This is a genomic window from Siccirubricoccus sp. G192 (assembly GCF_019084075.1).
GTDB lineage: Bacteria > Pseudomonadota > Alphaproteobacteria > Acetobacterales > Acetobacteraceae > G192.
Window position 1 is genome coordinate 1871295 of sequence record NZ_JAHREN010000001.1, and the last position, 13104, is coordinate 1884398.

Sequence of the window (13104 nt, forward strand, 5' to 3'; positions counted from 1 at the left end):
AACTCCGGCCATGCGTTCCCAGGGAGACGCGCCATGGCCTATCGTCGCCTCTTGCTGCCGCTGACCGGCACCGCCGCTGGTGAAGCGGCGCTCGCTACCGCCCTGATGGTGGCGCGGATCTGGCATGCGCATGTCCATTGCCTGCATGTCCGGGTGGATGCGCGGGATGTCGCGCCGCTCGCCGGGGAGGGGCTTTCCGGCGCCATGATCGAGGAGATGATGGCCGCGACCGAACGCGAGAGCGGGGAGCGCGCCAGCCGCGTCCGCACCCTGTTCGAGCGCTTCGCCGAGCAGGCCGGCGACGTGACCCTGGCCGATAGCGCGGAAACCGCGCGGCGGGCCGATGGGCCCACCCTGTCCTTCGAATCCATCGCGGGGCGCGAGGAGGACATCGTCGCGCAACGCTCGCGGCTTTATGACATGGCGGTGGTGCCCTCCCCGGAGGCGGAGGAGGATGTCTCCTCCTCCGACGCGCTGCATGCGGTGCTCTTCGACAGCGGCCGGCCGGTGCTGATCGCGGCCAGGGAGCCGCCGACCACCATCGGCACCCGCGTCTGCTGCGCCTGGAACGGCTCGGCCGAAAGCGCGGCGGCGATCGCGGCGGCGCTGCCCTGGCTGCACCGGGCGAATGCCGTGCGCATCCTCTATGCCGATGAATACCAGCGCCGGGGGCCGGATGTGGACGGCATCCTGCGCTACCTGCGCTGGCATGAGATCACCGCCGAGAAGGCGCTGTTCAAGCCGGCGACCAAGGATGTCGGCGCGGCCCTGCTCGGCGCGGCGCGGGATTTCGGCGCCGACCTGCTCTGCATGGGTGCCTATAGCCATTCCCGGCTGCGGCAATTGATCCTGGGCGGGGTGACGCGGCATGTGCTGGAGAATGCGGACATGCCCGTGCTGATGTGCCGGTGATGACCTCCGCCGGCCATTGCCGCCGTGAATGGCGGCGATGGCCGGCAGGCATGGGATAAAGCCGCGGGGCGACCCCATCTGCCTGCCCGAACGGCCGCCCTTCGCGGCCCCGATGCAGGGAGTTCCCTCCATGATCGATGTCAGGCCCTTCGGCAGCCTCGGCGGTGCCGACCATGGCTGGCTCAAGGCCCGCCACCATTTCTCCTTCGCCGGCTATCACGACCCCGCCCGCATGAATTGGGGGCGGCTGCGGGTCTGGAACGACGACGAGATCGCCCCCGGCCGCGGCTTCGACCCGCACCCGCACCGCGACATGGAGATCATCACCTATGTCCGGCAGGGCGCCATCACCCATCGCGACAGCATGGGCAATGAGGGCCGCACCGAAGCGGGCGATGTGCAGGTAATGTCCGCCGGCACCGGCGTCACGCATAGCGAGTTCAACCGGGAGCCGGGGACCACCACCCTGTTCCAGATCTGGATCGTGCCGGATGTGGCGCGGGCCAGGCCGGGCTGGGGCGCCCGGCAATTCCCGAAGGAGCGGCGCGAGGCGGGGTTCGAGGTGCTGGCCTCCGGCCGGCCGCAGGATACCGGCAAGGGCGCGCTGCCGATCAACGTGGATGGCGCGGTGATGGCCGCCCGGCTGAAGGCCGGCCAGACCTTGCGGCAGGACCTGGCCCCCGGCCGCGCCGCCTATCTGGTGCCGGCCACCAGCGCGGTGACGGTGAATGGCGTGCCGGCGGCGAAGCGGGATGGCGTGGCGATCCGCGACGAACCCGCCATCGAGATCACCGCCGCCGAGGATGCGGAGCTGGTGCTGGTGGAGGTGGCGGCGGAATAAAGCGTGAATCACGCGATCAAACAAAGGTCTGGAGCCTGATGCGTGAACGAAGGTGAACGCATCAGGCTCCAGGCCTGGGGGCGCGGCCCTGCGGGACCAGACCCGCAGCGCCGCGCCGCTCCCCGCCGGCCGGGCGCTACTCCACCCGCACCACCAGCTTGCCGAAATTGGCGCCCTTCAGCAGGCCGATGAAGGCCTCCGGCGCGGCCCGCAGCCCCTCCACCACATCCTCCCGCCACTTCATCCGGCCTTCCCGCATCCAGCCCAGCATCTCGGCGCGGAATCGCGGGTAGCGCTGCCAGCCGCTGTCGCTGACGATGAAGCCCTGGATGCGCAGGCGCTTGCGCACCACCGGGCCGAGATTGGGGCCGGGCGGCGCGCCGGAGGCATCGGCGCCCGGCGCCTCGTTGTATTGCGCCACCATGCCGCACATCACCATGCGGCCGAAGTCGTTCAGCCGCGGCCAGACCGCCGCCTGCACCGCGCCGCCGACATTCTCCCAATAGACATCGATGCCCCCCGGGGCAGGCGGCATCAAGCTGCGCGGCCAGGTCGCCGTGGTGGTCGGCGCAGGCATCGAAGCCCAGCTCCCCGGTGACGAAATCGCATTTGGCCTTGCCGCCGGCGATCCCCACCACGCGGCAGCCGCGGATCCTGGCGATCTGCCCGACCACCTGGCCCACCGCGCCGGAGGCGGCGCTCACCACCACCGTCTCCCCCCGCCTTGGGCTGGCCGATATCCTCAAGCCCGACCCAGGCGGTCAGCCCCGGCATGCCGAGCACGCCGAGGCTGGCGGAGAGCGGCGCCTCCTGCGGGTCCAGCTTGAACAGCCGCTCCGGCTTCACGCAGGAGAAGCGCTGCCAGCCGAAGCCGCCCAGCACCGTATCGCCGGGCGCGAAGCCGGGGGGGCGCGGGAGGCCACCACCTCGCCCACCGTCTGCCCCTCCATGACGGCGCCGAGCTGCACCGGCTGGGCATAGGATTTCGCATCCGACATGCGGCCGCGCATATAGGGGTCGAGCGAGAGGAAGCGGGCGCGGACCAGCACCTCGCCCTCCGCCGGCTGCGGCACCGGGGTCTCGGTGATCTCGAAATCCCCGGGCACGGGCGCGCCCTGGGGGCGGCGGCGCAGCAGGACCTGCAGGTTCATCTCGGGCATGGCGTCTCTCTCCGGGTCTGGTGGGGCGCAGCATCGCCATGGAGGGGGTGCATGGGAAGGGCCGGCTTGCGGCGGGACCATCCGCCCGGCGCCATCCCGGCCGCCGCGTCAGGGCCGGTGACGCAACCGCGACCGAAGCTGGCGCGGGCGTGACTTTGCATACGAAGCGTCGCGTATACGGTGCCGGCCTGGAGGATTGCGATTCATGGCGGACCCGCTTCTCGGCGACCTCGGCGACGATACCCTCATCGGCACCGGCGCGCCGGACCTGATTGCCGGCGACGGCCTCTCCCTCGACATCCTGCAACGGGGCGGCAACGACACCATCCTGGCGCTCGGCGGCAACGACACCGTCTATGGCGACGCGCCGGCCTTCACCGGCGCCCTCGGCGGCGACGACACGATCCATGGCGGCAGCGGCGACGACCAGCTCTATGGCGATGCCGACCGGCTGGGCTTCCTCCCCCGCAGCGGCCCGGACCTGCCCCCGCCCACCCGCGGCGGCCAGGACCTGGTGGAGGGCGGCGCCGGCAACGACACCATCTGGGGCGATGCCGGCCTCCTCGGCCCGCCCACCGACGCCTATGCCACGGACACGCTGCGCGGCGGCAGCGGCGACGACGTGATCTTCGGCGATTTCCAGAGCGGCGCCAGTTTCGTCCATCCCGTGCCCGGCGACCTGATCGAGGGCGGCGCGGGCAACGACACGCTCTATGGCGACAGCGAGTTCAGTTTCTTCAATGTCCGGTTGACGCCCGAGGCCAGCAACACCATCCGTGGCGGCGCCGGCGACGACGAGATCTACGGCAATGCCCGCAGCCACCTGTTCTTCGCCGATGGCCAGCGGGGCGATCCCGGCGACGTCAACGACCAGGGCAGCAGCGACGCGCTGCATGGCGGCGCCGGCAACGACCTGATCGTCGGCGACTATGGCGTGGACGCATTCAACGGCAATGGCGACGACACCATCACCGGCGGTGCCGGCGACGACACGATCTATGGCGACGGGGTGGACCAGCAGGTCGCCCGCATGGGCAGCGACAGCATCGAGGGCGGGTCGGGCAACGACCTGATCTATGGCGACACCGCCTTCGCCGCCTTCCTCCTGGCGCCCTTCCCCGGCAGCACCGGGCTGGGCCCCTTCAATTTCCCCGGCGCCGACCTGATCCGCGGCGGTGCCGGGGATGACACGATCTGGGGCGATGCGCCGGAATTCTCCCCCAACCCGATCACCGGCCCGCCCGACAGGCTCGTCCTCGCCGGTGCCGACGACACGCTGGAAGGCGGCGCCGGCGACGACGTGCTGCATGGCGAGGGCGGCGACGACTGGCTGGTCGGCGGCCGCGGCAACGACCACCAGGAGGGCGGTGCCGGCGCCGATACCTTCGTCTTCCGCGCGGGCGACGGCCCGGACTGGCTGGCCGATTTCACGCCCGGCGAGGATGTGCTGCGCTTCGAAGGGATCGACGCCCTCACCGTCTCCAGCGCGCCGCGAAGCTATTTCGGGCAGGAGGGGCTGGAAGTTTCCTACGGGACCGAAGGCGACACGCTGTTCCTGGTGGGAGTCGCCGCGCTGGGGGCGGAGGACATCACCTTCGCCGCCCCGCCGGGCCAGCCGCCGCCGGAGGTGGTGGACTGGAATGCCCTGGCGGCGCAGGTCATGGCCAATTTCGAGGCCACCGGGCAGTGGTTCGTCTGACCCTGCCCGGCGCGGACCGCCGCGGCCTTCACCCCGGACGGGTCCGGGTCAGCGGCGTGGGTCCTGCGCGCCGCCGCCCAGGATGTGGCTGAGCAGCCCACCGAGGCCACCCGACCCCAGATCCTCCTCGCGCTGCGGGATGCGCCCGCCCGGCGTCATCCGGTCCACCGCGGTGGGCAGCATCCGGCTGAGTTCGCTGAGCACGGTGTCGCGGTCCGTCCCGGCCTGGCGCGCCGCCTCGTCGAGATCCGCGGGGTCGATGCTGCGCTGCAACTCGCCCGGCGACACCTCCTGGTTCTGGCCCGGCGAGACCCAGGAATCGACCTGCTGGCCGAGGCCATGGCTCCGCAGGCTGCCGAGCAGCCCGCCCAGCCCGCTGAGCGCCCCGCTCGACAGCAGCCCGCCGAGCAGGCCGCCACCGGACCCCGCGCCGCCTTGCTGGCTGCCTTGCGACTGGCCGCCTTGCCCGAACAACCCGCCGAGGATGCCGCCCAGCCCGCCACCCGAGGGCGCGGCGCCCGAGGCCTCGGCGCCGGAGGGCGCCTGCCCGGACCGGGCGTGCTTCATCAGCAGGTGCAGCAGCAGCCCGGCCGCCGCCAGCTTCACGCCGGTCGGCAGGTTGCCCGCGATGCCGCCGGAACCATGGCCCGATGAACCGCTCATGTCGCCGCCTCCCTGTCCTCGGAGGCCATAATGCCCGGCCGGGTCCGGCGTTCCCGCGTCGGAGGGCCGGGCGCGTCAACCCTCCGCCTGCTGCTCCCGCAGCCAGTCCTCGGAGGTTTTCGGCGCCGGCCGCGCCGGCCCGGCATAGGGGTCGACGCCGCCCAGGGTGGCCTCCACCGCGCGGCAATCCTCGCACATCTCCAGCACCGCCAGCCGCGCCGGGTCGGCGAACATCCAGTGGCCACTGGCCGTGAGCTTCGCCTTCACCCGCTCGATCGAGGCGCGTGTGCCGAAGGGCCTGGCGCAGCGGGTGCAGCAGAAGGGCGCCTCCTGCTTCACGATGGCGGGCTGCGCCGCCGCCGCGCTGACATTCAGCCGGGGATGCAGGGTGATCACCCGCTCCGGGCAGGTAGCGGCGCAGAGGCCGCATTGCACGCAGGCATCCTCCAGGAAGCGCAGTTCCGGCGCCTCCGGATTGGCGGAGAAGGCGCCGGTCGGGCAGACCATGGTGCAGGCGAGGCAGAGGGTGCAGCCCTCCGCCGCCACCCGCGCCTCGCCGAAGGGCGCCCGCTCCGGCATCGGCACCACCTCCGGCGCACCGGCGCCGGCCGCCGCATGCAGGCTGCCGAGCGCCAGGCGCAGCACCTCCCGCGGAGTGCCGAGCGGCAGGAAGCTGGCGGGTGCCGAAGGGGCGCGAAGCGCCAGCGCGGGGGCCAGCGCCTCGCCCAGCGCGAAGGGGTCGTCGGTCTCGATCGCCGCGGCGCGGGGCAGGGGCGCGGCCAGCCCCAGCCCCTCCAGCGCCGCGCCGATGTAATCGAGGTTGCGGAACAGCCCCTCGGTCCCATGCCCGCGCCGGGCCGGCAGCAGCGCGCGGATGCCGGCCGCGCCCCAGGCGAGGCCGGCGGCGAGCGTCGCCAGGTCGAGCTGCGACACCGCATTGACCTTCAGCGGCAGCACCCGCGCCGGCAGCCCCTCGCCATGCCGGGCGAGGGCGTCCAGCAGCGGCTCCCCCCTGTGTCTCGTCATGCAGCAGCAGCACGGGGTCGCGGCCCCCGGCCGCCGCATGGGCCAGCAGCAGGGCGCGCAGCCGGGCGAGGGTGGTGGCGGGCGGCGGCAGGGCATAGGTGGCGGCACCGGTCGGGCAGACCGCGGCGCAGGCGCCGCAGCCGGCGCAGATCTCGACGCTGATGACCACGCTCTCCTTGCCCGGCGTGATCGCGCCGGTCGGGCAGAGGTCGAGGCAGCGGGTGCAGCCGGTGCGGCGGTTGCGGGCATGGGCGCAGAGCCCGGCCTCGAAATGGATGAAGCGCGGCTTGTCGAATTCGCCGACCAGCCCCGCCGCCTCGCCGAGGGCGCGTTCCACCGCCGCCGCGTCCTCGGGATCGGCGCGGAGATAGCCCTCGCGGACTTCATGCGCCGGGAAGAGCGGCGGGTCGCCGGTGAGGTCCAGGATCACGTCGCAGCGGCTGCGCGCCCCGTCCCGCGCGGCGCCCCAGCGATATGAGGCGCGCGAGGCGGGAGAGGGCGCGGCATAGCCATCCACCACCACCTCGAATTGGCCGAGCCAGCCGGTGGCCGTGCGGGCGCGGCCGCGCAGGATGGGAAAATCGGCGCGGCGCGGCGGCGTCACCGGCTGCGCGCCGGTGAGCAGCAGGGTGAGGTCCAGCCGGTCGCGCAGCCGCTCGGCCGCGGCGATCGCCGCCTCGTCGCGGCCGAGCACCAGGGTCACGCCGCGGCTTTGCAGCGGCACCAGCGGCACCGGCGGCAGCGGGATGGCGGCGGCGGCGAGGAGCGCGGCCATCTTCGGCCCGGCCGCCGCCGCCTCGCTCGACCAGCCGGCCTGCTCGCGGATATTGACGAAGGTGAGGGGCAGCGTGGCGCCGGCCGCCTCGGCCTCCTGGGTGAAGAGCGGCGCCTCCTGGGTGCAGGCGACGGTGAGGGGGCGGCCCTCGCCCAGCGCCGCCAGGAAGCGGTTGAGCTGGCTGCGGCAAAGCTGCTCGGCGGTGCGGAATTCGGTGCCGGGACAGCCGCGCGCCAGGGCGCGGCCATCGAGCGGCATCGTGTCCTCGCAACTGCAGACCAGGCAGATGCCTGCGTCCTTCTGGCTCATCCGCGCGTCATTCCCGGCTGGGCAGGGTTGCCCATGGTCCATAGGTAATTTACCTATATTACATACATAAGCTACAAAAACCCAGCAAAACCGGGGCTTCCCGGTGTGTAGGAAGTGTGCAGGAAGGCCCGTTTGTGCAGGCAATTCCCGGCTCCCGCCCACCACCCGGACTTCAGGCCCCGCTAAGCCAGGATATTATAGTGACCGACACACCTGAGACCTATGCCATCGAGGTGCCCGCGCGCTTCGTCCCCATGCCGAAGTTCCGCCGCTGCGCCTTGGCCCGGTCAAGTGCGAGATCGCGCCCCGCATCCTGAGCACCACCATGGGCCTGCCGAGCGTCGTCGAAGCCCGGTTGGTCCCGCGCCTGCTGTTCCGGGACAGGCCAGCGCAGCAACAATGTGATTGTTTTGGTCCTGGCCGAGCCTTGACCTCCCTCGGACCCGGCGGCACGCTGCCGTAACAACGGGGGGAGGTCACCATGCGTCTGGCTGCACTAGCTACTGCTGCACTACTGGCCCTGAGCACGGCACCCGCCAGCGCCGCCCTGGTGACGCAGACGTTCCTGTTCCACATCAACGATTTCGTGCCCGCAGAGCCGGTGTATGGGCAGCCCCCAGGGCCACCATCGCCTCCCGTCACCGGTCAGTTCACCGTGACCTATGACACCGCCACGCCTAGCGTTTACCCCGGTAGCTCGGGTGTAGCCAACTTCACCAACCTCAGCATCGACAGCATTAATCAAGACAACATCCGATTCGTTTACCAGATGGGAGACAATCTCTACGTCGGCACTCTCGGATGGATAACGCACGAGAACAACGACTTCGCGGATATGTTATTCGTCATCAATGATGTTTCGACCAACCCGACGCCAGTTCAATTTGTCTACTACAACGGCGTCAACACCTATGCGTGGTTCCCGAACGTGGGGGACATTGTGTTCCAGCAATTGCATGTCCCGGAGCCCACGACCCTCTCGCTGCTGCTGGTCGGGATGATGGGGCTGGGTGTGGCCAGCCGGTTTCGTCGATCTTCTGCCGCTGCCGTGGCAGCCTGACGGGAGCGAAGTTGCCATTGATTTGATCAACCCAAGGGCGTATACTGAGAGGGTCAAGCACGGCTTCTGAATCCTCGTCTGAAATGAAAGTGCCCCTGGGGAAGTCTCAGGGGCATTTCTCGTTTCAGCCTTCGCTGCGAATAGTGTCGTAGACGCCCAAGCCGGCAACCACCAGTGTTGCAACGGCCTACACCCCCGCATCGGAAATAGTCACACCCAAGACGATGGCCAGGATGGTGGTGAGCCCGCTGTAGGCCTAGGGCTCGCGCAACTTCTTCATGAGTTTTTCCATGGTGTCCCTCCCAGAGCCTAATATTTATGGACTAAATAGAGGTGAGGACTTTGGTCATCCCCTTACTGAGTTCTCTGGGCTGCGCTGCTGTGGCCGCTTGCGCAGCCCTACCGACCCGCGCGCTGATCAGGCCGTAGATCTGCCGCGCTGTCTCCTGCAGCCGGGTGAACGCCACATCATCCCTGATATGCTCAGGGCCGCAAGCTTGCGAAGCTGCGGAATGGGAAAGCCCTTGCCGACTGGCCTGACAGACCTGCCCAGCCTCTTCTCGCCGGTGATGCTGCGGGAGGGGGGGGCGATGCGCTCTCCCGCGCCGTGGCGCTGGCGCCCCTGCGCGGCGCCGGCACCCTGGTCTGGGTGCGCGCCTATGGCCGGGCCGAGGCGGCGGTGGTGCTGGAGCCGGAGATGCCGCTCGGCCCCGCGCGCCTCGCCTTCCATGCCGCGGCCAATGCGCTGGCCGATACGCTGGCGGCGCAGGGCCCGCCCGAGATCACGCTGGGGCTGCGCTGGCCGGACCGGGTGCTGCTCAATCTCGGCGCCTGCGGCCAGGTCCGGCTGGCGGTGCCGCCCGGCGCGAGCCTGGAGGCGGTGCCGGACTGGCTGGTGGTGGGGATGGAATTGCGCCTGGCCTTCCCGGAAGGGCATGAGGCCGGCCACGACCCCGGCACCACCTGCCTGGCCGAGGAGGGCTTCGAGGAGATCACCGCCGCCGGCCTTACCGTGAGCTGGGCGCGGCACCTGATGGCGGGGCTCGATGAATGGCAGGCGCGCGGCGCCCGGCGGGTGGCGGAGCGCTACCTCGCCCGGCTGCTGGACGAGGCGGAGACGCCCGGGCTGCGCCGCGGCATCGACCCCGCGACCGGCGACCTGGTGCTGGAACGCGCGGGCGCGCGGGAGCGCCGCGCCCTGCCGGAGATGCTTTCGGCATGACCCGCCTGCCCCGCACGCTCCGCCTCGATGCTTCGGACGGCGTGGTCTTCGAGCGCGCCGCCGCGCCCGGCGAATGGGCGGTGCCGGGCGGCTTCGCCTTCTGGGACGAGGACCCCGCCGCCCTCACCGGCAAGCGGCGCCAGGCCTTCCGCGCCGGGTTCCTCGGCCTGGAGAGCTTCGGCTGGTCGAGCCTGGTGGAGGTGGCGGAGGCCACGCCGGATCAGCGGGAGGCGGCGTTGGCGGCGCTGGCCCGGCATATCCAGGCCGCATACGGCGCCCCGGATGCGGCGGCGGCACGGGCGGCGGCAGCGGAGGAACTCGGCTTCGCGGAATCCCTCTGCGAGCATCCGCCGGGGACGGTGCTGGCGCTCAGCCGCAGCATCGAGGCCGGCGCCGTGCGGGAGCGCTTCCGCACCCTGCACCGCCGCGCCGGGCCGCCGCGCGATGCCGGCGCCCTGCCGGTCTTCAGCATCGTCGAGGTCACGGGCGAGGAGGCGCCGAGCCACCCCGACCTCGCCGCCCTGGCGCGGGAGCATCCATGAACGAGCTGCTGCTGCCGGGCGATATCTGGGTCGCCTCCGGCCACCATCTCTGCGACCGCGACGCTTCCGGGCGGCTGGTGGCGACGCCCGATCTCTGGCGCGCCTTCCTCGCCCGGCCGGAGCTGGTGCCGCCGGAGGAAGCCTGCGCGGCCGAGCGGGCGCTGCATGCCGGGCTGCTCGCCGAGCCGCTGCGCCCGGTGCTGCCAGCCGCGGTCGCCGCCTTGGCGGATGCGGATGCGCGGGAGAATTGGGCGCATTTCCTCGGCTTCCGCGACCGCGTGGCGGCACGGCCGACGCTGGAGGCCGCCTGGCTGGCGCTGTTCCGGGGCGGCGTTGCCGGCATCCCGCCGCTCTTCCTGCAGATGCTGACGCATCTCGTCACCCGCGCCGCCATGGAAGGTGTGGGTGATGCCTTCACGCTCCGCGCCGCCGAGATCCTGTTCCGCACCCAGCGCGCCGCGATCCATCCCGGCGCGCTGCTGCTGGCCGATGAGGACTATCTCGATGCCCGCGCCGGCGACGGCGACCTCGGCGCCATCGGCCGGCTGCTGACCGAAGCGGGGGCGAAGCCGCGCGAGGTGGGATTGGAGGTGCTGTCGGAGACCAACGCGGCGGGCTACGCGCGGCGCTCGGATGCGCATGACCTGGCGCTCGACATCGCCGAGGGCCGGCCGGGGCAGCACGGCCTGGCCCGCGCGCTGGAAGGCTTCATCGGCCATGTGATCGGCGAGGCGGTCGCGATCCGCCCGGTGCCGGTGATCGAGGACGCGAATTGGACCTGGCATGTCGGGCTGGATGCCGAAGCCACCTCCATCGCCAATGACCTCTGGCAGGGCAAGCAGGTGAAGCAGGCGCGGCTGGCGCGCATCCTCTGGCTCGGCGTGCTGGGATTCGCGGGCACGGCGCGGGTGCTGCCGCGCGCGGCGGGGCGGCCGGTCTATCTGGCGTTGGCCATGGATGCGGCGCAGCGGGTCCGGGCCAAGCCGCAGAATCTGGTTGCGGGCCTGCCCTTGGTGGCGGCGGAGGATGGCGCATGAGCCGGCTGGAAGTCCCCGGCACCCTCCGCCTGCCGGTGGCGGTGCTGGCGGAACGGCGGCCCGGCACGACGCCCTGGGCGGAATGGGCCTGGCGCGCCGTGGAGGTGCTGGAGGAGGCGCCGGAACTCCCGCCCTGGACCGTGCTGCGCGAGGCCGAGGGCCGCACCCTGTTCCTGGCCGGCCATGCCGAGGTGGTGCTGCACCCCACCGACACCACCAATTACCGCGAGAACCTGATGGCCGACCCGCCCCGCATCTGGGTGGTGCTGCGCCCGGTCGAGGCCCCGCCCGGGCTGGCGCTGCATTGCGTCACCGTCGATGCGGGGGGAGGCGGAGCTCTATGCCGATAGCGGCGCCGACCTGCTGGAATCCCTGCCCCTGCCGCCCGGCCTGCGCGCCGTGACCGAAGCCTTCGTGGCGCAGCACCATGTCGAGCGCAGCTTCCACAAGCGCCGCCGCGACCGCGCCGACCCCGAGGCGATGGCCGCGAGGCGCAACCGCCGCGGGCCTGGCGGGGAGGGGGGCCGGATGAGCGGCCGGGAGGAAGGCTTCCTCTCCCGCTGGTCCCGCCGCAAGCGCGAGGCCGCCGAGGGCCATCCGCCGGAGCCCGCTGCCGAGGCGCCGGCCGCCGAAGTGCCCGTCGTTGATGCGCCCGCCGTCGAGGCGCCCGTCACCGAAGACGCGCCGCCGGAATTCGACCCCGCCAGCCTGCCGCCCGTCGAGAGCCTGACCGCGGAGAGCGACATCGCCGGCTTCCTGCGGGCGGAGGTGCCGGCGGCGCTGCGCCAGGCGGCGCTGCGGCGGATCTGGACGCTCGACCCCGCCATCCGGGACTTCGTCGGGCCGGCCGATTACGCCTGGGACTTCAATGCCCCGGACGGGGTGCCGGGCTTCGCGCTGGAACTGGGCGGCGATGTCGGGCGCCTGCTGGCCCAGGCGATCGGCCTGCGGGAGGAGGAGGCGCCGGCACCGGAGCCGCCGCCCGCCGCCGATTCGGCCGAGGCCGCCGCGCCGGAGCCGCCGCCCGCGATCGCCGAGGCCGCGGCGGACCCGCCGCCCGCCCCGCCCGCCCCGGACCCGCCCGCCCTGGCCCCGCCCGCCCCGGTGCCGATGGCGCGCCGGCATGGCGGCGCGATACCGTCCTGAGCCTCGGCGGGCCGATGGTTCCGTCCTGCACGCAGTGTGAAGTTCCCTTCACGTAATGCCTGTGCCAAGCTGGCGGCAATGACGGGACGGCCGGGACTGGAAGGCGAGGACGGGCTGGATGCGGAGCGGGCGCGGCTTTTCGCGCTGCTCGGGCGGCTGCTGGCCGCCCCGCCGGATCAGGCGCTGCTCGCCGGGCTGGCCGGGCTGCGCGGCGACGACACGCTGCTCGGCCGCGCCTTCGCCGGGCTGGCGGCGGCGGCCGCGGCGACCGGGCCCGCGGCGCTGGAGCGCGAATTCTTCGAGCTGTTCATCGGCGTCGGCCGCGGCGAGCTGCTGCCCTATGCCTCCTGGTACCTCACCGGCTTCCTGCATGAACGGCCGCTGGCCGATCTGCGCGCCGAGCTGCGCCGGCTGGGCGCGGAGCGGGCGCCGGGCCTGGCCGAACCCGAGGACCACATCGCCTTCGAATGCGAGGTCCTGGCGGGGCTGATTGAGGGCCGCTTCGCACTGGCGGGGCCGGAGGCAGCGGGCGCCTTCTTCGCCCGCCATCTCCGCCCCTGGGCGGGGCGCTTCTTCGCCGACCTGGAAGGGGCCGCGGCCGCGCGCTTCTACCGCGCGGTGGGCAGCCTCGGCCGGACGGCGGTCGAGATCGAACAGGCCGCGGCGGAACTGCCGGGCTGAGACAAGGATGGGGGGCTTGCCATGAACCACC

General features: G+C 72.2%; 15 protein-coding genes and 1 pseudogene. 11 read left to right on the forward strand and 5 right to left on the reverse strand.

The features are described from left to right. Nucleotides 1-33 precede the first annotated feature (33 nt). Nucleotides 34-912 carry a universal stress protein gene (locus KSF81_RS08865; RefSeq protein WP_217378666.1) on the forward strand — a complete coding sequence of 293 codons (879 nt, stop codon included), beginning with the start codon at nt 34-36 and terminating at the stop codon, nt 910-912. A gap of 130 nt (nt 913-1042) precedes the next feature. Next, the gene (locus tag KSF81_RS08870; protein WP_217378667.1) at nt 1043-1753 is read left to right on the forward strand and encodes a pirin family protein; all 711 of its coding nucleotides are present in this window, start codon (nt 1043-1045) and stop codon (nt 1751-1753) included. 136 nt (nt 1754-1889) lie between these two features. Here KSF81_RS08870 and KSF81_RS31350 read toward each other — a convergent pair whose 3' ends face one another. Next, nucleotides 1890-2330, reverse strand: coding sequence for a zinc-binding dehydrogenase (locus KSF81_RS31350; RefSeq protein WP_309139510.1), 441 nt, complete (start codon nt 2328-2330; stop codon nt 1890-1892). 265 nt (nt 2331-2595) lie between these two features. Beyond that, on the reverse strand, nt 2596-2913 hold the full coding sequence (locus KSF81_RS31355) for a hypothetical protein (protein WP_309139511.1): 318 nt from the start codon (nt 2911-2913) through the stop codon (nt 2596-2598). 205 nt (nt 2914-3118) lie between these two features. Between KSF81_RS31355 and KSF81_RS08880 the strand changes: the two genes are divergently transcribed. After that, nucleotides 3119-4612 carry a calcium-binding protein gene (locus KSF81_RS08880; protein ID WP_217378668.1) on the forward strand — a complete coding sequence of 498 codons (1494 nt, stop codon included), beginning with the start codon at nt 3119-3121 and terminating at the stop codon, nt 4610-4612. A gap of 48 nt (nt 4613-4660) precedes the next feature. Here KSF81_RS08880 and KSF81_RS08885 read toward each other — a convergent pair whose 3' ends face one another. The 3 genes and pseudogenes from KSF81_RS08885 to KSF81_RS29330 form a co-directional block, all read right to left on the reverse strand. Next, nucleotides 4661-5275 (reverse strand): YidB family protein, encoded by a 615-nt coding sequence (locus tag KSF81_RS08885; RefSeq protein WP_217378669.1) that lies wholly within the window; start codon nt 5273-5275, stop codon nt 4661-4663. A 75-nt stretch (nt 5276-5350) separates the two neighbouring features. Beyond that, nucleotides 5351-6301 carry a 4Fe-4S binding protein gene (locus KSF81_RS29325; protein WP_254453425.1) on the reverse strand — a complete coding sequence of 317 codons (951 nt, stop codon included), beginning with the start codon at nt 6299-6301 and terminating at the stop codon, nt 5351-5353. Between the two features lie 133 nt (nt 6302-6434). Next, nucleotides 6435-6905 (reverse strand): annotated as a pseudogene (locus KSF81_RS29330) (4Fe-4S ferredoxin); the annotation flags it as partial. Here KSF81_RS29330 and KSF81_RS29335 point away from each other — a divergent pair. From KSF81_RS29335 to KSF81_RS08925, 8 genes are all read left to right on the forward strand, one after another. Continuing rightward, the gene (locus KSF81_RS29335) at nt 6831-7433 is read left to right on the forward strand and encodes a hypothetical protein (protein ID WP_254453426.1); all 603 of its coding nucleotides are present in this window, start codon (nt 6831-6833) and stop codon (nt 7431-7433) included. The pseudogene KSF81_RS29330 and the gene KSF81_RS29335 overlap by 75 nt on opposite strands. A 433-nt stretch (nt 7434-7866) precedes the next feature. Beyond that, nucleotides 7867-8445, forward strand: coding sequence for a PEP-CTERM sorting domain-containing protein (locus tag KSF81_RS08895; RefSeq protein ID WP_217378670.1), 579 nt, complete (start codon nt 7867-7869; stop codon nt 8443-8445). 607 nt (nt 8446-9052) lie between these two features. Further along, the gene (locus KSF81_RS08900) at nt 9053-9667 is read left to right on the forward strand and encodes a biotin/lipoate--protein ligase family protein (protein ID WP_309139512.1); all 615 of its coding nucleotides are present in this window, start codon (nt 9053-9055) and stop codon (nt 9665-9667) included. Beyond that, complete coding sequence (locus tag KSF81_RS08905; RefSeq protein ID WP_217378671.1) at nt 9664-10209, forward strand: DUF6505 family protein; 546 nt, start codon at nt 9664-9666, stop codon at nt 10207-10209. Before KSF81_RS08900 ends, KSF81_RS08905 begins: the two co-directional genes overlap by 4 nt. Then, complete coding sequence (locus KSF81_RS08910; protein ID WP_217378672.1) at nt 10206-11246, forward strand: DUF6352 family protein; 1041 nt, start codon at nt 10206-10208, stop codon at nt 11244-11246. Before KSF81_RS08905 ends, KSF81_RS08910 begins: the two co-directional genes overlap by 4 nt. After that, nucleotides 11243-11596, forward strand: a complete 354-nt coding sequence (locus tag KSF81_RS08915; protein WP_254453427.1) for a DUF3305 domain-containing protein — start codon at nt 11243-11245, stop codon at nt 11594-11596. The genes KSF81_RS08910 and KSF81_RS08915 overlap by 4 nt, the downstream gene beginning before the upstream one ends. Beyond that, nucleotides 11565-12392 carry a DUF3306 domain-containing protein gene (locus tag KSF81_RS08920; protein ID WP_254453428.1) on the forward strand — a complete coding sequence of 276 codons (828 nt, stop codon included), beginning with the start codon at nt 11565-11567 and terminating at the stop codon, nt 12390-12392. Before KSF81_RS08915 ends, KSF81_RS08920 begins: the two co-directional genes overlap by 32 nt. A 78-nt stretch (nt 12393-12470) precedes the next feature. Beyond that, nucleotides 12471-13073: a molecular chaperone gene (locus KSF81_RS08925; protein ID WP_217378673.1), complete on the forward strand. Its 603-nt coding sequence runs from the start codon at nt 12471-12473 to the stop codon at nt 13071-13073. Nucleotides 13074-13104 lie beyond the last annotated feature (31 nt).